This window comes from Microcystis sp. MC19 (assembly GCF_003019735.1).
In the GTDB taxonomy this organism is placed as follows: Bacteria; Cyanobacteriota; Cyanobacteriia; order Cyanobacteriales; family Microcystaceae; genus Microcystis.
In genome coordinates this window covers 2,112,541-2,131,239 of record NZ_CP020664.1, presented here as the reverse complement: position 1 = coordinate 2,131,239, position 18,699 = coordinate 2,112,541, and the positions used below count along the sequence as shown (strand labels likewise).

The window sequence follows — 18,699 nt, the reverse complement described above, 5'->3', positions numbered from 1 at the left end:
CATAATTTATAATTACCCACTTCCCGATTTCCCCAAGGTAACAAAACCAGATATTCTACTAAATAGTCGCCTATCACACCAGCCTGATCTCGTGGTCGTCCAATGCAGTTTGCCAAGATATTAATCGCCAATCGCGGGGAAATCGCCTTAAGAATCCTTCATAGTTGCGAAGAATTGGGTATTAGAACCGTTGCCGTCCACTCTACCATCGATCGCCATGCCCTTCATGTTCAATTGGCCGATGAGAGTGTTTGTATTGGTCCGCCTCCGAGCAGCAAAAGTTACCTAAATATCCCTAATATCATCTCGGCTGCCCTAACACGCAACGCCACGGCCATCCATCCCGGTTACGGTTTTTTGGCAGAAAACGCCCGCTTTGCCGAAATTTGTGCCGACCATCAGTTAACTTTTATCGGTCCGTCTCCCAGTGCTATTCTGGCTATGGGGGATAAATCTACCGCTAAAAAAACCATGCAAAAAGCGGGAGTTCCCACTATCCCCGGCAGTGGTGGTTTAATTACCTCAGAAGCGGAAGCAAAACGTATCGCTGATGACATCGGTTATCCTGTCCTGATTAAAGCCACCGCCGGCGGTGGAGGGCGTGGGATGCGTCTTGTCAAGAGTGCAGATGAACTAGGTAATATGTTAAAAGCCGCCCAAGGGGAAGCAGAAGCGGCTTTTGGCAATTCGGGAGTATATCTAGAAAAATTTATCGAATGTCCCCGACATATCGAGTTTCAGATTTTGGCCGATAGTCACGGTAACGTGATCCATTTAGGAGAAAGAGACTGTTCGATTCAGCGACGACACCAAAAACTGCTAGAAGAGGCCCCCAGTCCTTTTTTAACGCCGCATTTACGCTCAAAAATGGGTAATGCCGCCGTTAAAGCCGCTAAATCGATTAATTACGTCGGGGTGGGAACCGTGGAATTTTTAGTGGATAAACACGGTAATTTTTACTTCATGGAAATGAACACCCGTATTCAGGTGGAACACCCCGTCACGGAGATGATCACGGGGATAGACCTGATCCGAGAACAAATTCTGGTGGCACAGGGCGAAAAACTGCAAATTAAGCAAGATCAGGTGATATTTAGAGGACATTCGATCGAGTGTCGCATTAATGCCGAGGATCCCGATCACAATTTTCGCCCTCACCCCGGCAAAATTAGCGCTTATCTGCCTCCCGGCGGTCCTGGTGTCCGCATGGATTCCCACGTTTACACCGATTACGAAATCCCCCCCTATTACGATTCCCTAATTGGGAAATTAATTGTCTGGGGAGAAAATCGCGAAACTGCGATTAAACGCATGAAACGGGCCCTGCGGGAATGTGCGATCACGGGAGTACCGACGACTATTGATTTCCATCGTAAAATATTGGAAACTCCCGCCTTTTTAGCTGGAGATGTTTACACTAATTTCATCCAGGAACATCTCTTGCCCTAGGGTGTTACCATAAATGTTAGGCGAGAGTAGGCTGGGGATAATAATGACAGTAGAAGTTAAATTTGAATCTTGGCAACTCAGCGATGAACAGTTCTTTCAACTTTGTCAGGATAACCGAGATTTGCGCTTGGAACGCAGCGCAAAAGGAGATTTAATTATTATGCCACCAACGGGGGGAAAAACCAGCAATTCTAACGCTGGAATCACTGCCCAATTATGGTTATGGAATAACCTAAATAAATTAGGTGTAGTTTTTGATTCCTCCACGGGATTTAAACTACCGAATGGAGCCGATCGCTCTCCCGATGCTGCTTGGATACCTTTAGAAAAATGGCAAGCTTTAACCCCGCAACAAAAGGAAAGATTTTTACCTCTATCTCCCGATTTTGTCATTGAATTAATGTCTCCTAGTGACAACATAGAAACTGCTAGGAAAAAAATGCAGGAATATTTAGATAATGGGAGTCGTTTAGGTTGGTTAATCAATAGAAAAACTAGAGAAGTAGAAATTTATCGTCAAGGACAGGCAGTAGAAATTTTAACTAATCCAGAGAGTTTATCGGGGGAAAGTATTTTATCTCAATTTGTCTTAGAACTTGATAGTATTTGGTAATTCTATAATCCTATAAAAGAGAATCTATGATGACAGTAGTAGAAATTAAATTTGAATCTTGGCAACTGAGCGATGAACAGTTTTTTCAACTTTGTCAGGATAACCGAGATTTACGTTTGGAACGCAACCCAAAAGGAGATTTAATTATTATGCCACCGACGGGAGGAAAAACGGGCAATAGTAACGGTAGAATCACCCAACAATTATTTAATTGGTCAGATAACAATGGTAAGGGTATCGCTTTTGATTCCTCCACAGGATTTAAACTACCCAATGGAGCCGATCGCTCTCCCGATGCTGCTTGGATACCTTTAGATAAATGGCAAGCTTTAACCCCACAACAAAAGGAAAGGTTTTTACCTCTATCTCCCGATTTTGTCATTGAATTAATGTCTCCTAATGACAACATAGAAACTACTAGGAAAAAAATGCAGGAATATTTAGATAATGGGACTCGTTTGGGTTGGTTAATCAATAGAAAAACTAGAGAAGTAGAAATTTATCGTCAAGAACAGGCAGTAGAAATTTTAACCGATCCAGAGAGTTTATCGGGGGAAAATATGCTGCCAGAATTTAGTTTAAATCTTACTTTGATTTGGTAAATCAGAGGTAGTGATTGCCGTTTAAAGCTTGGCTTTGTTAGGCATTGTATTCATCGATAAAATACCGAATTCATTTTTAAGGAAGATAGTCATAATCAAGGATTTCTGCAAGGGTGAAGGGTGATTCAATCGGGAATAAATCAGCAGCAAGTTGATACTTTCTGAAAGTATCTTCTCTGGCTGCTAGGTAACAATCTATCCAGATTTCAGGAATCAATCTTCTCAGACTTGGACTCTCTTTTAATAAGCGTTGAACTTGTCTGCGTTGTTCAACAATTGTGCTGCGCCACCCTTGAGCATTTGCTTCCTTTTCAGTTAGCCAGTAAGTCAATTTAAGCAGATGTTCGGCAATGACGGTTAAGCGACTTTCTAGTTCTCGTTTTTCACTCCTTCCCATCGTTTCAATTTCTTCGATCAAATTTTCTAAGTCTAATTTTTCAAAACGATGTTCTTTGAGTAAATTAGCGGTTTCTTGTAACCATCGGTAGAAATCTTCTTGATAAAGACTTTTACCTGACGAGACTAACGACTTTTCGATGCTCATTTGATGATGACCTAGAAAAAAGAATTCTTAGATAATTTTAAAGCGACTCCCCGATCTCAAAAACATTGGCAGAATATCGCAGGATTACTCCCGAAAACATCAGAGCTTTAAATTTAAGCTAAAATTAGGTAAAACATCTTCACCCGATAAATCAGTGGGATTTTCTAATATTTCTACCTCCTTTCCTTGACGATAAATTTCAACTTGCCGATTCTGGGGATCGATTAACCAGCCTAACCTTGCGCCATTTTCCCTATACTCAAGCAGTTTTTTCTGTAATTTGTCAAGACTATCGGATTCAGAGCGCAATTCCACCACAAAATCGGGGCAGAGGGGAATAAATCCTTTTTTCTGCTTAGGGGTTAAAGATTCCCAGCGTTCTCGACTCACCCAAGATAGATCGGGAGAACGAATCGCCCCATTTGGTAGTATAAATCCAGTGGAAGAGTCAAACCCGACTCCTAAAGCTTCATTTTCTTCGCACCAGCAAAACAATTGTCCTGTTATACGAAAATTACGCTGTCCTGATTCGCCACCTGTCGGGGGATTCACGATTAATTCTCCTTGGGCTGTACGTTCTAATTTTAAGTCCCGGTTGACCTCCGCAAGGGCTTCAAACTGTTCAAGGGTGATAGAGAGAGCGATTGCGCTAGGAATTTCTAAGGAGAGGGTTTCGGGTGAGGTAGTAACTGCTAACATAATCCTTTGATCAGGTGGAACTCATATATACTATTAAAGATTATTTGTCAAGTTTCTGCACAGAATTCTTGAGCTTGCGCTGAACAAATTCCCGATTTTTTGGGGAAACTTCCACCTCGATCGGGCGGGTTCAATAAATAACAGGTTATAATAGCGAATAATTAACTAAATTTACCTAAAAACCATCGATCGTGTTCTACGCTATTGATTTCGGAACCAGTAATACCGTCATTACTCGTTGGAATGGGGCGACAAATAGGGCCGAAACCGTGAAATTATCGGAGTTATCCCAACAAATAGCCGACAATCCGCCCCTAATTCCCAGTTTACTCTATATTAAATCAGCCAATCCCCTGCAAGTAATTGCTGGTCAAGCAGTGCGCGATCAGGGTTTAGATATCGATCGAGATCCGCGTTTTTTTCGTCGCTTTAAACGAGGTATCGGCGCAAAAATTCAAGGATTTTTACCAGAATTAGAGGAAACTGTCCTCAGTTTCGAGGGGGTTGGCCAATGGTTTCTCGATAGCATCATCGACCACTTAAAAAACACCGCCCTGGAAACCCCCCAATCGCTAGTTTTAACCGTTCCCGTCGATAGTTTTGAAAGTTACCGCAATTGGTTAAGTAATGTTTGTCAGGGTTGGGAAATCGAACAAATTCGCCTAATTGATGAACCCACGGCCGCCGCTTTGGGTTATGGAACCACGGGTGATCAGGTGATTTTAGTGGTAGATTTTGGCGGTGGCACCCTCGATCTTTCTTTGGTACAATTAGATTTAGATAATCCTCAAAAAAATCAAGGTTTTATTCTCAAGTGGGGAGAAAAACTTTTAGGCAATAATTCCGCCCAAAAAACTAAAATAGCGAGAGTTTTAGCCAAGGCAGGGACAAATTTAGGTGGGTCAGATATAGACGATTGGATTGTCGATTATTTTGCCCAAAAGCAATCTTTAGCGAAAACTTCCCTAACTACTCGTCTAGCAGAAAGATTAAAAATTAAACTTTCTTCCCAATTAACCGCCGAGGAAGTATATTTTGATGAGGAAAATTTCGAGAGTTACGAGTTAAGCTTAGATCGAGAACAATTGACCGATATTCTCCAACAACAAAACTTTTTTAATCAATTAGATGATTTAATGACGGGAGTTTTGCAACAGGGAAGACGCAATGGAATTGAAGTTAGCGATATCGATGCGGTGTTATTAGTTGGGGGAACCGTACAAATTCCGGCGGTAAAAGATTGGGTGCGACAGTATTTTGATAGTAGTAAAATTAAAGAGGATCGACCCTTTGAAGCGATCGCTTTGGGAGCGTTACAATTAGCCCAAGGTTATCAAGTCAAAGATTTTCTTTATCATAGCTACGGGATTCGTTACTGGAATCGTCGCAAAAATGCCCACGCTTGGCATCCGATTATTAACTCCGGACAACCCTATCCCATGGAAAAACCCGTGGAATTAGTACTAGGTGCTTCCGTGGACAATCAACCCAGCATTGAGTTAATTATCGGCGAATTAGGCCCAGAAAGGGGGGCAATGGAGGTCTATTTTGATGGTGATAAATTAATTACTCGTTCCCTGGGTAGTGGAGAAACTAGCGTTCAACCCTTAAATGATCGCGAGGGGGCCTGTTCGATCGCTAAACTCGATCCTTTAGGTTTCCCCGGCAAAGATCGCATTAAAGTGCAGTTCTGGATTGATGATCAGTGTTTCCTGCGGATTAATGTGGAAGATTTACTCAGTCAAGAATTGTTACTAAATAATCAAATTGTCACCAAATTAAGCTAGGCTTGGCTTCAGGTAAAAATCAAGTGCAGACTCATAGTAAGTTTGCACTGATATTATCGCAATATTCTGTTTTACCGGTGGCCTTATCGACTGTGATCGCGCACGGGGATCGGGATTAATTCGGGTTCGGGTTCGGGTTCCGGACCAAAAACACTCTCGATCAGTTTGCGCGCCCATTCTCTCAACTTGTCTATCACTTCATCTAAATAGTCCATTGACCAAATGGCTCCTTTGAGATACTAGCTATGAGTTTTCGTCGATTGATCCCCGCAACAGCTTGATTCTAGAGAATTTTAACTGATTTTCATCGTTTGGCTGTTAAATCTGACGAGCGGGGGAATCTATATCTTGTATTTATATTAAGCTTAACATAACTTTTTAGTCTGAGTATATATTCTTGGCAATTCTTTTTTAAGATATTGTTAATAAGTTCCGTCGTAGGCGATCGAGGGCGGTATAAGCACTAATCTGGCGAATGGTCGAGCGATCTCGATTTTCTCCGAAACGATGCTCTGATACGGTGACATTTCGCCGAGGATCGGCTAAACCGATATAAACTAGGCCCACGGGTTTTGTCTCGCTGCCACCTCCCGGTCCGGCAATACCCGTGATACTGATCCCCCAATCCGTAGCGAGGCGTTTTCGCACCCCTAGTGCCATCTGTTGGGCAACAATGGCACTGACAGCCCCGACATTATTTAAATCCCGCTCATTTACGTCTAAGAGGGCAACTTTTACCCGATTATCGTAGGAAATAACCCCACCCCAAAAATAATCGGAACTGCCGGCGATTTGGGTGATAATTTCCCCTAATCCTCCTCCGGTACAGGATTCTGCCACACTCAAAGTTTGTTTTTGTCGCCGCAACAGTTCCCCCACTACCGAGGGTAAAGTATCATCATCGGCCCCAAAATAATCTAATCCGGCGATTTCCTTAATTTCCGTCGCTACCGGTTCAATTACCTGCAAAGCAGCCTCTAAAGAAGGGGCTTTCGTCGCAATTCGCAAACGCACTTCGCCTAAACCAGCATAGGGGGCAACGGTGGGGTTAGTCAGATCAAATAAATGGACAACTTTTTCCGCTAAAGCTGACTCACCGATACCGCGAAATTTCAGAGAACGACTATAAATCCTCTCTTTGCCCCATCCTTGACTTTTTAGGTAAGGAATAGCCGTTTCTACCCACATTCTCTTCATTTCTGAGGGTACTCCGGGGAAAGTGAGAATAGTCAGGTTAGTCTGTGGTTGCCAGATCATGCCGGGGGCGGTTCCCGTCGGATTTGGCAAAAAATCGGCTCCCACAGGTATTAAAGCCTGTTTACTGTTACTAGGAGGCATTTCTCGCCCTAAACTCGTAAATTTAGCCTCGATTTCTGCTAAAATCTCTTTATCTTCTCTAAGGGGCGTTTGGAAAAAATCGGCGATTGTTTCTGTGGTTAAATCGTCGGGAGTAGGTCCCAGTCCCCCGGTAAAAATTAAAATTGAGGAACGTTCTCGAGCAATAGCGATCGCTTTTTTCAGTCTTTCTACATTATCCCCCACCACCGTTTGATAATAATGGGGAATGCCTAATTTTGCCAATTCTAGGGCTAAATATTGGGCGTTAGTATTAACTATATCCCCTAATAATAATTCCGTTCCTACACAAATAATTTCAGCGGCCATAATTTTTAGCAATTAGCTTAAGATTTTCAATTTTGATCATTAACTGATCTCCTGTCACCATCGTTCGATCGGGTTTCGGTAACGATGGTACTGGAAGTTAACCCTACCAGTGCGCTCCAGTATTATACCAGTAAGCTATCAACAATCAAAGTCTTGTATATTAAATGCCACTTTTAATAACCAGATTTAGTATCACTACCCATTAGCAAACGTAAAATCAGCGCATTATTGCCTTATATAACAATAATTGATCATAATCAAGCATAACAAGGTATTGCCGATCATCACCTCTTCCTTCCTGCCATGACAAACCCCACCAAAATCATCTAAAATTAAAATGTCCACTAAATAATAAAATTCTATGACTCGCTGGTTTAATATTGCCGGTCCCTGTAAGGACGATATCCACTATATGCTCTCTCCCACAGTCAGATTACCAGATTTAGAGGAGCTAATTCAACAACGTAGTTATTTTGTCCTTCACGCACCACGACAAACGGGGAAAACCACCGCAATGTTAGCCCTAGCAAAACAACTTACTGCTACAGGAAATTATGCCGCAGTCATGGTATCAGTGGAAGTAGGAAGTGCATTTAATCATGATCCTACTGCCGCAGAATTGGCAATTTTAGGGGCATGGTATAATACAATAAATATTCGTTTACCTAAAGAATTGCAACCACCTGTAAAAGAATGGCAACAGGAAGAAGCAGGAAGCAGAATCAAGGCTTTTTTATCAGATTGGGTAAAAGCTATCAATCGTCCCATAGTATTATTTATAGATGAAATTGACTCTTTACAAGACCAAACATTAATATCAGTTTTACGACAGTTAAGAGATGGTTTTCCTAACCGTCCTGAAAATTTTCCGACCTCAGTAGGATTAATTGGTTTACGAGATGTGCGAGATTATAAAGTAGCATCGGGAGGTAGTGATAGATTAAATACATCCAGTCCTTTTAATATAAAAGTTGCTTCTCTGACTATGCGAAATTTTAATCTTGCAGAAGTGGGAGAATTATATCGACAACATACAGCAGCAACTGGACAAATTTTCACACCAGAAGCAATAGAAACAGCTTATGATTTAACCCAAGGACAACCTTGGTTAGTTAATGCTTTGGCTAAAGAAGTTGTAGAAAAAATGTTAAAAGATAGAAGTATTGCTATTACAAAAGAACACATTTTAATAGCCAAAGAAATATTAATAGCTCGTCAGGATACTCATTTAGATAGTTTAGCGGAAAGGTTAAGAGAACCAAGAATTAAAGCCATTATTGAACCAATGTTAGCAGGTTTAGAATTAGGAAATATACCTAATGATGATATTCAATTTGTGATTGATTTAGGATTATGTAAAATGCACCCCTACGGAGGTTTAACTATTGCTAATCCCATTTATCGGGAAGTGTTACCCAGAGTTTTAACAGTCACACCAATGGCTTCTTTACCAATGATTGCACCGACTTGGTTAACACCGGAAGGGGAGTTAAATCTAGATGCTTTATTAACAGCATTTCTCAAATTTTGGCGACAGCACGGAGAACCGTTATTAGGTAGCACTGGCTATCATGAAATCGCTCCACATATTGTATTAATGGCTTTTTTACATCGTGTGGTGAATGGTGGGGGAGTTTTAGAAAGGGAATATGCCATTGGTAGCGACAGAATGGATTTATGTTTACAGTATAAAGATGTAACTTTAGGGATTGAATTGAAAGTATGGCGGGATAAAAAACGCAATCCGCAAGCTGATGGAATTGAACAATTAGAATCTTATTTAGGGCGTTTAGGGTTAGATTTTGGTTGGTTATTTATTTTTGATAGGCGTAAAAATGCCTTACCAATGGAAGAAAGGTTATCCACTGAGGTGGTGGTGACAGAAAATCAATATAGAATTACTGTGATTAGAGCTTGAGTCTTTTAAATGAAGTATTGTTGGAAACAATGCTTTTTTCAAAGATATTTAACGGTGAATTTATAAGGTACGTTGCATTTAATTAACACACCCTACAGGATTGGCTGCTTAATTTTTATTTCAGCTATTCATAAACTTTACTTCTATGGGCGATAAAAATTATCGTTACCAGTTTTAAATCATCATTAATTTCATAAATAACTCTATAGTCACCTACTCGATAACGATAATAACCTGATAACTCACCTTTGAGAGATTTTATATTAGGATGATTACGAGGATTAATTTTTAAACGTTCAAAACATCTATCTAACTTTTTTTGTAAAGTAGCAGAAGCAGATTCAAAAAACTCCCCTGCATCAATACTAATAACAACAGTATAATTAATATTTTCGTTTAAGTTTGTCAACAGTAATCACCTTTCCTTGTTTTACATTTTCTCTAGCATGATCAAAATTTTCTTTAAATCCTACAATCTCTAATAACTCTTGAGTAGCATCATCTTCTCTTGTTGCCAAATATGCTAAAAAATCAACTGCTACAAGTAATTTTTCTGGTGACAGTTGTTCAACATATTTTTGGATTTGTTCACGAAGTTCTAACGTATTCATAGATTATTTTGGTTATTTACCCAATTTGATTATATCTGATTCTGATAAAATTTAGATCCCCGACTTCTGTTATTAATCTTCTGATGTAATAGATAATTTGTAGGGTGTGTTAGCGACAGCGTAACGCACCTCTGATAAAATTTAGATCCCCGACTTCTGTTATTAATCTTCTGATGTAATAGATAATTTGTAGGGTGTGTTAGCGACAGCGTAACGCACCTCATATTTGCTCAATAATTTATTTTATTATGTTTTTAAAAATCTCATTTAATAATAATGGTGCGTTACGTCGCGTATTTAATTTATTTGTACATTTTATAATCTTTTTGCGCTCCTAACGCACCCTACGAACTGTAATCTTTACAGGTTACAATCTACAAGTCTCGACGCGAGAGAAGACGCAAACGAAAAATCATTCCTAAAAAACTAAAAACCCCAACAATCACATGGGAGTTGGCCTTTAGGTGCTTTCATCTCAAAAGTAATATCAATGTAAGACAACCAGCTTCCTCCTTCTCTCCATCCTACCTTGTCCCCGAACTTTTCCCAGATTTCTCGGTTATATTCTCTCGTTCCCCCTAAACCCTGATAAATGCGTTTCTGAACAGAAAACCCAAATCTACCATTACTGTATTTTACCCACAATTGGTCAATGGTGCGGAGGTCTGCACAGGGAAAATTATCAATGTGTTCATTATCTAACCAACTTTCTTCTTCGAGGTTTGCAACCGCTAACATTACCCTTGCTGTTTCCTCATCCGCTTCTTTCCATTTCCCAGCTTTGAGTAAGTCACGGAGTTTGCTGTAGTCCATTCCTGCATCTGATTTTAATTCTACCTCTCGCTGTAAGCTCATAGTGATATTCCTGTAGATTAATTTTTAGAAAATATACTAGAGACATCCTAACATAGGTTACAATCCACAAGTCTTGATGCGAAAGAGCGGAAAAATCACCATTTTATATTTAGGACTTACGCAAGATGTGACTGAAAACCTTATTCTTGCGTAGGGGTAATTCATGAATTACCCCTACTTTCGTTCCCTTTTGCGTAAGTCCTAAAAAAATATCATGCAAGCATACAAACTCAAAGGAAAAATTGATCAATCTGGTAACTTAGTGATTACCAAACCCCTGAATTTACCCCCCAGAAACGTGGAAATTGTAGTTTGGGCAGCCACAGATAACCTTTAATATTTAATAGAATTTTCTCGCAGCCATTCTGATATAGTTTCTTGACTTTCTTGACCGTTTGCTAGTCGTTCCATTATTAAAACAACTTCGGGTTCTGGAACATCTAACGAATATCCATTTAATTCCAGAAAGATAGCCATTACTACGAAAGCTACCCGTTTATTACCATCTATAAAAGCATGATTTTTAGCAAATCCATAACCATAAGCCGCAGCTAAATCAAATATACTGGGTGTAGGTTCACCATAAGCAAGTAAATTTTTCGGTCTATCTAAACTAGCGAAAAACAAATTGTTATCTCGCACACCCGCCAGACCACCATGCTGTATTAATTGGTCTTCATGTATGGCTTTAACAATTATTTCATCTAACCAGAAAATTCCATTCATTTCCCTAACTCATGAAGTGCATTTCTGTATTTTGTGCTGACTTTTCTGTAAGCCTCCATTGCTTTTTCAAAATCAGGATTACCAGCAGTTATAATAATACCTGTTGGTGTTTCAGTGACAAATACACTGTCTCCTTCTTGAACTTTAAGTTTTTCCAGAGCTTCTTGAGGTAATGTTATAGCCAAGGAATTTCCAACTCTACTAATTTTTAAGGTGTACATTCAGTTAATAACCTCCAATTCAGTCAATTTGAGATAATAATATAAAAACAGAGTCTCATGAAAAACATCATGCAAGCATACAAACTCAAAGGAAAAATTGATCAATCTGGTAACTTAGTAATTACCGAACCCCTGAATTTACCCCCCAGAAAAGGGGAAATTGTAGTTTGGGCAGCTACAGATACCCTTGATCATACCACAACCCTAACCACTGAATCAGCACCAGAAACACCAAAAAGACCAACTAAAATCAAGGTTTTGCAAAACTGGTTTGAGAAAACCCAACCTGCACCTCCTGATTTTGATCCAGATCAAGCTAAATGGGAATATTTAAAGGAGAAACATAACCTGTGAAAATCTTGCTTGATACCAACATAATTATAGATAGTGTAAACTTAAAGAGTTCACCCACTGCCAAAATACCATGACTCGCTGGTTTAATATTGCCGGTCCCTGTAAGGACGATATCCACTATATGTTATCTCCCACAGTACGATTACCAGATTTAGAGGATTTAATTAAACAAGAAAGTTACTTTGTCCTTCACGCACCACGACAAACGGGGAAAACCACCGCTATGTTATCCCTAGCAAAACAACTTACCGATACTGGAAATTATGCCGCAGTCATGGTATCAGTGGAAGTAGGAAGTGCATTTAATCATGATCCTACAGCCGCAGAATTGGCAATTTTAGGGGCATGGTATAATACAATAAATATCCGTTTACCTAAAGAATTGTAACCAGCTGCTAAACAATGGCAACAGGAAGAAGCAGGAAGCAGAATCAAGGCTTTTTTATCAGATTGGGCAACATCTTTAAATCGTCCCATAGTATTATTTATAGATGAAATTGACTCTTTACAAGACCAAACATTAATATCAGTTTTACGACAGTTAAGAGATGGGTTTCCTAATCGTCCTGAAAATTTTCCGACCTCGGTAGGATTAATTGGTTTACGAGATGTGAGAGATTATAAAGTAGCATCGGGAGGTAGTGATAGATTAAATACATCTAGTCCTTTTAATATAAAAGTTGCTTCTCTGACTATGCGAAATTTTAATCTTGCAGAAGTGGGAGAATTATATCAACAACATACAGCAGCAACCGGACAAATTTTCACACCAGAAGCTATAGAAACAGCTTATGATTTAACCCAAGGACAACCTTGGTTAGTTAATGCTTTGGCTAAAGAAGTTGTAGAAAAAATGTTAAAAGATAGAAGTATTACTATTACCAAAGAACACATTTTAACAGCCAAATAAATATTAATAGCTCGTCAGGATACTCATTTAGATAGTTTAGCGGAAAAACTCAGAGAAAAACGAGTTAAAAACATTATTCAACCAATTTTAGCAGGGCAAACATTACCAGATACCCTAGCAGATGATCGCCAATATTTAATAGATTTAGGATTATTACGACGTGATCCGATGGGGGGATTAGTTATTTCTAACCCCATTTATCGTGAAGTTATTCCCCGTGTTTTAGTACAAGGAACTCAGGACAGTTTACCTTTAATTAGTCCTAGTTGGTTGACAGCAAAAGGTGAATTAAATATAGATGCTTTATTAACAGCATTTCTCAGGTTTTGGCGACAACAGGTCGAACCATTATTAAGTAGTGCTGCTTACCATGAAATCGCGCCACATATAGTATTAATGGCTTTTTTACATCGTGTGGTTAATGGTGGGGGAGTTTTAGAAAGGGAATATGCAATTGGTAGTGATAGAATGGATTTATGTTTACAGTATAAAGATGTAATTTTAGGGATTGAATTAAAAGTATGGCGAGATAAAAAACGCGATCCGCAAGCTGACGGAATTGAACAATTAGAATCTTATTTAGGGCGTTTGGGTTTAGATTTTGGTTGGTTATTTATCTTTGATAGGCGAAAAAATGCCTTACCAATGGAAGAAAGATTATCCACTGAAGTTGTGGTGACAGAAAATCAATATAGAATTACTGTAATTAGGGCTTGAATGTTTTGATAAGGAGTAGGTTGGCGATAAATATCTGTAACAAATAATATAGCAATTTTCTAACTTATGAGGTACAGTAGCAACAGTGAGTAAACCAATTGCGAATATCTTTTTGAGTAACTTCTAACATAGCTAATTCAATCCCTTCTATTAAGTCTTTGTAAGTTCTCGCCTTCAGTTTTCTTAATATCGCTTTGACTTTTGACCAAAAGTTTTCAATAGGAGAGAATTCGGGAGAATAAGGAGGTAAATAGATGAGTCTAGCTTTTTCTTGTTCAATTATTTCTCTGACCATTTCTCCGAGATGAATCTTGGCATTATCCATGATCAGACAGTCTCCTTCTTTAATTTTTGGAAGCACTTCCTTCAGAATAAATCCTTCAAATGCTACCGCATCCACTGCACCGTATATATTGACTGATGCGACAACTTTTTCTAAGCTTGTAGCACTAATTATTGAAATATTTCCCTCTTTTTTGTGGTTTTCTTTCCCGAGATTTTTGGACAATTAAGGCTCTAGCATAGAGTCTCAAAAGGGCTAAATTTACCCCCGATTCATCCATGAAAATTAGTTTTGATTCCTCAATTTCACGCACTTAAGACCAGTAGTCCACTCTTTTTTGCTGTACCCTTTCACTTTCTTTTTCCGCCGCGTGTAGTGTTTTTTTTGAAACTGTAATTGAGTTTTTGCGTAAGCCGCCCCAGGGTGGCTCTACTGACTTTCACTTGTGTCTTTTCATACAGTAAGTCCGATAATTCTTCGAGAGTTGCATCATTGTTAGCTTCGATGATTTGTATTAAAATTATCAGTTGTTCACTATTTAACTTGGTTGGCGGACTTCCCCCTTGCGGAAGAGGACGTATATCTCTTGTTTCTTTATGTTGCTTCAATAACTTCTGAATAAAGCTTTTAGCCACGTCAAATCTCTGGGCTAGTCCTCGAATGGAAATTTTTTCTTTCTTCCAGACATCGATAATTTTTTGGCGAAAATCTACGGAATAGGGTCTCATAGGAAGCTGGCGAATTCTATTATTTGTCTATTTACCCTCCATTGTACCTCATAGATTCAAGAATTGCTATAATAGGGCAGCTTATGAACAAGTGATGCAACTTGTACGGGAATTAGGGAGGTGACAAATGATAAAAACACCCGTTGATTTATACGGTAGAGGTAATGCTACATCTCCCAGAATGGATCGTGTTCGTCCTAACAAAGATATTGCTATCTATGAAAATAATGGGCAAATATGGGTAAAAGAAACCCTTGTTGATGGACAAACACCGGGAGTAATTTCCACCTTTTCCGTTCAGGGAATAGGAAACAACTGGTGGAAACTAGATCGGGGTACTTCTATTCCCAGTGAGCTAGAATTAATTAATGATCGAGGTAATCACTGGTTATGGAAACCCTTATTTCCCATGTCAATAGAAACCTATCAACAAGCTTTAAGGGTAATTGGTAAATTTTTTTATCGTGTAAGTTGAGGTAAACTATGAAAACTCTATCATTTAAAGACATCCAATTTATTATCGAAGCTCTCGCAGCCCTTCTCAAAAATTATAGTGACCGTATTCAACAACTAGAAGCTCTCGAAAACTACGAAGATGAAGTTTCAGACTTAAGTAATGATTCTCTATTTTTACAAGAATTAATTACTGATTTACAAAATCAACAAACACAAGAATTGTCTCTAATTGTGCCTGAATTTGATTTGAAAAAGATGCCTTTACAAACATTAATTAAACAAGGAAAAACCCTGTCAATTGAGGAAAAATTAATCTTAGTGGAATCTCTAACTTCATCAATCCGCGAAGAATATAAGGCTATCCCAGGTTTGGTGGGTAAAATGTATTCTAAGATACATTCCTCAAGAGCGAGGGAGTGGAAGGAACCACAGAGACACAGAGGACACAAAGATCGATCCTATGTAAGTTAAACTGATCACACAGAACCTAGAAGAGCCAATATAATCTAATGCTAACCTGAAATGAGGAACATAATGATTACTTATTTAGCCACCTTTCATAAAGTCCGTCGGTTGGTTTGAGCGAATCAATAGGTTAAAGAAAACCTCTCAATTTTAAGGGAAAACTAAACCCAACACCTCAATCCGTCTGAATTAGCGATCGCTATTTCGATCCTCTTATTTTTTTTGGGTTTCCTTCTTGATCTTGAGAATGGCAATATCAACTGATTTTGGTAGATAATTGAGATGGGATTTAATCCTTATTCTTCACTTAAATTAAAATCAATTCGTTGATAAATATCCAGCAATGAGATTTGAAAATCCACAGAATTAAACCTTAAAACATCATTCTCTGATTCAGATGCTTTAAACAACCATTCTCCATTATCTTGTTGATAAAATTGTTCCACATAATAACGGTATTGATCGATCAAAATATATTCCTTAAAGTCAGGAATTGAACGATAAAACTTAAACTTATCAGTGCGGTCATAATCTCTGGTTGATTTTGATAAAACCTCGACAATGATTAAGGCATTAGTTACGGTATTTGTGCCTTTTCCTTCATATAATGGTTTGCCTTTAATTACCATGACATCAGGATAAGTATAAAAGCGGTATATTGGCATCCATAACCGGACATCACTAATGAAAGTCCAATAATCTTCATTATTAATCTTAGCTGGAAAATTTTTACAGAAATTCAAAGCAATCAGATTATGATTAGTAGTTGCTCCTACCATGGGAATAATTTCTCCATCTAAATATTCATTTTTGTATTCTGCTGTTTCTTCTAGCTGACAATATTCTTCGGGTGTATAATACCGTTTTTCGATTTGAACTTGCATACTAACCTCCCTTATCTTGGTTAAATTTCCATTCAATAGCAGCCTTACTATTGACTTGTGCTGAACCTTTTTTCCCTAAAGAGATACCAGTTTTACCCCCAACTTGTAAGCCAAATTCTCAAGTAACCTGACTGGGTGGACTTACTTGGGAGATTCCCTGTTTGATCGAAGTTAATAATAATTATACCTAGTCATTGACAATATTAGTGGCTCCTGTTTGAAAAATTTTTGTTCTTTCTTCTTATTATATTCTCGAACTGCATATAAATTTTTACACTATCGGAGGCTTGTATTTCTGTGATTTTTATTAACATTTTATCCTAACCTCAATTTGTGTACAAATATTCATCGTAACCGTTCAGGTGGTGGTTGTCAAGCCGCCATTAGTATTGATTCTCTGGGAGGAATCTCCTGGGGTAGCATAAATTTAGAGGGAGAAGCATTACCTGTCCAAGTGCGAATCGCCGAGTGTCATCAATTCCCACATCAGGTGCCAAGGTAACAAGCCCTAGCTTGAAAAAAAATTTGCTAAGATATATAGCATTTCCTAAGCTAGTGATGTACACCTATTTTTCTTCCCTTTTGCCTCTTGCCTTTTGCCTAAAACCCATAACTTTTGTACATCAGGAGACTGAAAAACGCTATATATAATTAAGTAGGTAGGTATTAAAAACTTTCAGATCCCCCCGCCTATCGACACCCCCTTATTAAGGTAGGGTTGATTCATTCTCCCATCAGAATATCAAAAGTAAAAGCGATCACTATCTTTGTAAAATGAGAAGTGACCGCCAACCTTTCAAATATATGTTGAGCTTAATAGAAAAACTGAAACAAGTCAAGGACTTTCGGAAAGATCAAGGAAAAAGACACCCTTTATGGATAGTATTAGTAGTAATAATACTGGGAACAATGCTAGGATACTCAGGTTATAGAGAGCTAGGAGAGTTTGCTAAAAATAACTTGCCCTGAGCCAAGTCGAAGGGTCGGCATAGGCTCAGTCAAGAATTTAACATAATTCCAGAAAGAGTCCCATCTTATTCAACAATTAGAAGGGTAATGATGGGAGTTGAGTGGCAGATTTTGTTAAAAATGTTTAATGAATGGGCATTAGAAGAATATTGACAAAGAGATGATATAAATTGGCTAGGGATGGATGGAAAAAGTCTCAAAAACACCCTAAAGAATCCTAATGATGAACAACAAAATTTTATTATGTTTGTTTCATTGTTTAGTCAAGAAAGTGGCTTAGTATTACACTTAAAAAGAATCGAAAACAAAAAAGGGTCTGAAATCGAGGAAGGTCAAGCTATAATTGAAGATTGCTCTCTCCAAAATAAAGTTTTTACTGGCGATGCTTTACATTGTCAGAAAAAAACAATCAGCTTAATAGCCAAGAGTAAAAATGATTATGTTATCACCGTTAAAGGAAATCAGAAAAATCTTTATCAGCGAATACAAGACCTGAGTAATTCCTCAAAGCCAGAAAGTTGCTTTCTCGAACAAGATAATAGTCATGGACGAAAAATATCAAGAAAAATAGAAGTTTTTAAAGTGAGTAAAAATGAAAGACAAGGGTTTGAAAATCTACGAAGAGTTATTAAAGTAGAAAGAAGGGGTAGTCGCGGGGATAAAACTTATGAAGAAACAGCTTACTATATCAGTAGCCTAACTGAATCCGCCCAAGTATTTGCTAAAATTATTCGAGGACATTGGAAAATAGAAAATCAGTTACATTGGGTAAAAGATGTAATTTTTGAGGAAGATAAAAGCGAGATAAGTGATTTTCAAGCAGCAAGCAATTGGTCAATTCTCACAACTATAGGATTGAATCTTTTCAGAGGTTTGGGTTTTCTCTCAATAATGGAGGGACAGAGGTGGTTAGCTGAACGTTAGGAAAAACTGATAGTTTTATCGACGTAAGAAGCAGAAAAATTAGCTAAATTAACAGAATTTACTCTCAGACAATTTCAGGAGAGATAGGCTTTTAGTAGCTTGAGAACAAGCTTTATCAATCTATTCATAATAAATATTGGCAGAAGACTAAAGATTAATTATTGTGGCTAACTCTTTTGGTTAGAAAAAGATAAACTTGAGAATCTTTAGTCAAATTTATTGACTCAAAATCAGCTGTACTTAATTTAAATGAAACAGCCCTACCCCTTATTAAGGGGCGCAGGGGGGTCGAACCTAAAATACATTTTAAATTTAATTA

Annotated in this window: 19 protein-coding genes and 3 pseudogenes; 11 read left to right on the top strand and 11 right to left on the bottom strand. The window is 38.3% G+C overall.

Annotated features, from left to right (window positions below):
• Positions 1-102: 102 nt before the first annotated feature.
• The 3 genes from accC to B5D77_RS10890 are packed head-to-tail and all read left to right on the top strand — an operon-like array spanning position 103 to position 2,664.
• Positions 103-1,449 (top strand): acetyl-CoA carboxylase biotin carboxylase subunit, encoded by a 1,347-nt coding sequence (accC, locus tag B5D77_RS10900; protein ID WP_008203409.1) that lies wholly within the window; start codon positions 103-105, stop codon positions 1,447-1,449.
• Positions 1,450-1,492: 43 nt separating this feature from the next.
• Positions 1,493-2,062, top strand: coding sequence for a Uma2 family endonuclease (locus tag B5D77_RS10895; protein WP_008203411.1), 570 nt, complete (start codon positions 1,493-1,495; stop codon positions 2,060-2,062).
• 26 nt (positions 2,063-2,088) lie between these two features.
• Positions 2,089-2,664 carry a Uma2 family endonuclease gene (locus B5D77_RS10890; RefSeq protein WP_106908819.1) on the top strand — a complete coding sequence of 192 codons (576 nt, stop codon included), beginning with the start codon at positions 2,089-2,091 and terminating at the stop codon, positions 2,662-2,664.
• A gap of 76 nt (positions 2,665-2,740) precedes the next feature.
• Here the strand turns inward: B5D77_RS10890 and B5D77_RS10885 are convergent, their stop codons facing one another.
• The gene (locus B5D77_RS10885) at positions 2,741-3,208 is read right to left on the bottom strand and encodes a DUF29 domain-containing protein (protein ID WP_008203417.1); all 468 of its coding nucleotides are present in this window, start codon (positions 3,206-3,208) and stop codon (positions 2,741-2,743) included.
• Positions 3,209-3,307: 99 nt separating this feature from the next.
• Positions 3,308-3,907, bottom strand: a complete 600-nt coding sequence (locus B5D77_RS10880; RefSeq protein ID WP_008203419.1) for a Uma2 family endonuclease — start codon at positions 3,905-3,907, stop codon at positions 3,308-3,310.
• Positions 3,908-4,098: 191 nt separating this feature from the next.
• Between B5D77_RS10880 and B5D77_RS10875 the strand changes: the two genes are divergently transcribed.
• Positions 4,099-5,694, top strand: coding sequence for an Hsp70 family protein (locus B5D77_RS10875; RefSeq protein ID WP_008203421.1), 1,596 nt, complete (start codon positions 4,099-4,101; stop codon positions 5,692-5,694).
• An 83-nt stretch (positions 5,695-5,777) separates the two neighbouring features.
• Here B5D77_RS10875 and B5D77_RS27710 read toward each other — a convergent pair whose 3' ends face one another.
• Positions 5,778-5,909, bottom strand: a complete 132-nt coding sequence (locus tag B5D77_RS27710; RefSeq protein WP_002757361.1) for a hypothetical protein — start codon at positions 5,907-5,909, stop codon at positions 5,778-5,780.
• Between the two features lie 196 nt (positions 5,910-6,105).
• Positions 6,106-7,359, bottom strand: coding sequence for a competence/damage-inducible protein A (locus tag B5D77_RS10870; protein WP_106908818.1), 1,254 nt, complete (start codon positions 7,357-7,359; stop codon positions 6,106-6,108).
• 361 nt (positions 7,360-7,720) lie between these two features.
• Between B5D77_RS10870 and B5D77_RS10865 the strand changes: the two genes are divergently transcribed.
• The gene (locus tag B5D77_RS10865; protein ID WP_106908817.1) at positions 7,721-9,277 is read left to right on the top strand and encodes an AAA-like domain-containing protein; all 1,557 of its coding nucleotides are present in this window, start codon (positions 7,721-7,723) and stop codon (positions 9,275-9,277) included.
• 124 nt (positions 9,278-9,401) lie between these two features.
• Here B5D77_RS10865 and B5D77_RS10860 read toward each other — a convergent pair whose 3' ends face one another.
• The 3 genes from B5D77_RS10860 to B5D77_RS10850 form a co-directional block, all read right to left on the bottom strand.
• Positions 9,402-9,686, bottom strand: coding sequence for a type II toxin-antitoxin system RelE/ParE family toxin (locus B5D77_RS10860; protein ID WP_002734303.1), 285 nt, complete (start codon positions 9,684-9,686; stop codon positions 9,402-9,404).
• Positions 9,661-9,888: a hypothetical protein gene (locus tag B5D77_RS10855; protein ID WP_002734104.1), complete on the bottom strand. Its 228-nt coding sequence runs from the start codon at positions 9,886-9,888 to the stop codon at positions 9,661-9,663. Before B5D77_RS10855 ends, B5D77_RS10860 begins: the two co-directional genes overlap by 26 nt.
• Before the next feature lie 426 nt (positions 9,889-10,314).
• Positions 10,315-10,743 carry a GUN4 domain-containing protein gene (locus tag B5D77_RS10850; protein ID WP_008203433.1) on the bottom strand — a complete coding sequence of 143 codons (429 nt, stop codon included), beginning with the start codon at positions 10,741-10,743 and terminating at the stop codon, positions 10,315-10,317.
• Positions 10,744-10,957: 214 nt separating this feature from the next.
• Here B5D77_RS10850 and B5D77_RS27705 point away from each other — a divergent pair, with 214 nt between their 5' ends.
• On the top strand, positions 10,958-11,080 hold the full coding sequence (locus B5D77_RS27705) for a hypothetical protein (RefSeq protein WP_002793363.1): 123 nt from the start codon (positions 10,958-10,960) through the stop codon (positions 11,078-11,080).
• Here the strand turns inward: B5D77_RS27705 and B5D77_RS10845 are convergent.
• Together B5D77_RS10845 and B5D77_RS10840 are read right to left on the bottom strand one after the other, a co-directional pair.
• Positions 11,077-11,469: a type II toxin-antitoxin system death-on-curing family toxin gene (locus B5D77_RS10845; RefSeq protein WP_002802172.1), complete on the bottom strand. Its 393-nt coding sequence runs from the start codon at positions 11,467-11,469 to the stop codon at positions 11,077-11,079. The genes B5D77_RS27705 and B5D77_RS10845 overlap by 4 nt on opposite strands.
• Complete coding sequence (locus B5D77_RS10840; protein ID WP_002751127.1) at positions 11,466-11,690, bottom strand: AbrB/MazE/SpoVT family DNA-binding domain-containing protein; 225 nt, start codon at positions 11,688-11,690, stop codon at positions 11,466-11,468. Before B5D77_RS10840 ends, B5D77_RS10845 begins: the two co-directional genes overlap by 4 nt.
• A 69-nt stretch (positions 11,691-11,759) precedes the next feature.
• Between B5D77_RS10840 and B5D77_RS10835 the strand changes: the two genes are divergently transcribed.
• On the top strand, positions 11,760-12,044 hold the full coding sequence (locus B5D77_RS10835; protein ID WP_016515349.1) for a hypothetical protein: 285 nt from the start codon (positions 11,760-11,762) through the stop codon (positions 12,042-12,044).
• A gap of 70 nt (positions 12,045-12,114) precedes the next feature.
• Positions 12,115-13,671: pseudogene (locus B5D77_RS27190) on the top strand (AAA-like domain-containing protein).
• Positions 13,672-13,735: 64 nt separating this feature from the next.
• On the opposite strand, the pseudogene B5D77_RS10820 reads toward B5D77_RS27190, so the two are convergent.
• Positions 13,736-14,682 (bottom strand): annotated as a pseudogene (locus B5D77_RS10820) (IS630 family transposase).
• Positions 14,683-14,809: 127 nt separating this feature from the next.
• On the opposite strand from B5D77_RS10820, the gene B5D77_RS10815 reads away from it, so the two are divergent.
• Together B5D77_RS10815 and B5D77_RS10810 are read left to right on the top strand one after the other, a co-directional pair.
• The gene (locus B5D77_RS10815) at positions 14,810-15,157 is read left to right on the top strand and encodes a hypothetical protein (RefSeq protein WP_106908815.1); all 348 of its coding nucleotides are present in this window, start codon (positions 14,810-14,812) and stop codon (positions 15,155-15,157) included.
• Positions 15,158-15,165: 8 nt separating this feature from the next.
• On the top strand, positions 15,166-15,609 hold the full coding sequence (locus B5D77_RS10810; RefSeq protein ID WP_106908814.1) for a hypothetical protein: 444 nt from the start codon (positions 15,166-15,168) through the stop codon (positions 15,607-15,609).
• A gap of 290 nt (positions 15,610-15,899) precedes the next feature.
• Here the strand turns inward: B5D77_RS10810 and B5D77_RS10805 are convergent, their stop codons facing one another.
• Complete coding sequence (locus B5D77_RS10805; RefSeq protein ID WP_008203643.1) at positions 15,900-16,487, bottom strand: Uma2 family endonuclease; 588 nt, start codon at positions 16,485-16,487, stop codon at positions 15,900-15,902.
• Between the two features lie 804 nt (positions 16,488-17,291).
• Between B5D77_RS10805 and B5D77_RS10800 the strand changes: the two are divergent.
• Positions 17,292-18,380: pseudogene (locus tag B5D77_RS10800) on the top strand (ISAs1 family transposase).
• Positions 18,381-18,699: the final 319 nt, after the last annotated feature.

Excerpts from the sequence above, each read along its gene's own strand:
- accC (WP_008203409.1), top strand. The coding sequence starts at position 103 with ATGCAGTTTGCCAAGATATTAATCGCCAATCGCGGGGAAATCGCCTTA.
- B5D77_RS10895 (WP_008203411.1), top strand. The coding sequence starts at position 1,493 with ATGACAGTAGAAGTTAAATTTGAATCTTGGCAACTCAGCGATGAACAG.
- B5D77_RS10890 (WP_106908819.1), top strand. The coding sequence starts at position 2,089 with ATGATGACAGTAGTAGAAATTAAATTTGAATCTTGGCAACTGAGCGAT.
- B5D77_RS10885 (WP_008203417.1), bottom strand. The coding sequence starts at position 3,208 with ATGAGCATCGAAAAGTCGTTAGTCTCGTCAGGTAAAAGTCTTTATCAA.
- B5D77_RS10880 (WP_008203419.1), bottom strand. The coding sequence starts at position 3,907 with ATGTTAGCAGTTACTACCTCACCCGAAACCCTCTCCTTAGAAATTCCT.
- B5D77_RS27710 (WP_002757361.1), bottom strand. The coding sequence starts at position 5,909 with ATGGACTATTTAGATGAAGTGATAGACAAGTTGAGAGAATGGGCGCGC.
- B5D77_RS10870 (WP_106908818.1), bottom strand. The coding sequence starts at position 7,359 with ATGGCCGCTGAAATTATTTGTGTAGGAACGGAATTATTATTAGGGGAT.
- B5D77_RS10865 (WP_106908817.1), top strand. The coding sequence starts at position 7,721 with ATGACTCGCTGGTTTAATATTGCCGGTCCCTGTAAGGACGATATCCAC.
- B5D77_RS10855 (WP_002734104.1), bottom strand. The coding sequence starts at position 9,888 with ATGAATACGTTAGAACTTCGTGAACAAATCCAAAAATATGTTGAACAA.
- B5D77_RS10850 (WP_008203433.1), bottom strand. The coding sequence starts at position 10,743 with ATGAGCTTACAGCGAGAGGTAGAATTAAAATCAGATGCAGGAATGGAC.
- B5D77_RS27705 (WP_002793363.1), top strand. The coding sequence starts at position 10,958 with ATGCAAGCATACAAACTCAAAGGAAAAATTGATCAATCTGGTAACTTA.
- B5D77_RS10845 (WP_002802172.1), bottom strand. The coding sequence starts at position 11,469 with ATGAATGGAATTTTCTGGTTAGATGAAATAATTGTTAAAGCCATACAT.
- B5D77_RS10840 (WP_002751127.1), bottom strand. The coding sequence starts at position 11,690 with ATGTACACCTTAAAAATTAGTAGAGTTGGAAATTCCTTGGCTATAACA.
- B5D77_RS10835 (WP_016515349.1), top strand. The coding sequence starts at position 11,760 with ATGCAAGCATACAAACTCAAAGGAAAAATTGATCAATCTGGTAACTTA.
- B5D77_RS10815 (WP_106908815.1), top strand. The coding sequence starts at position 14,810 with ATGATAAAAACACCCGTTGATTTATACGGTAGAGGTAATGCTACATCT.
- B5D77_RS10810 (WP_106908814.1), top strand. The coding sequence starts at position 15,166 with ATGAAAACTCTATCATTTAAAGACATCCAATTTATTATCGAAGCTCTC.
- B5D77_RS10805 (WP_008203643.1), bottom strand. The coding sequence starts at position 16,487 with ATGCAAGTTCAAATCGAAAAACGGTATTATACACCCGAAGAATATTGT.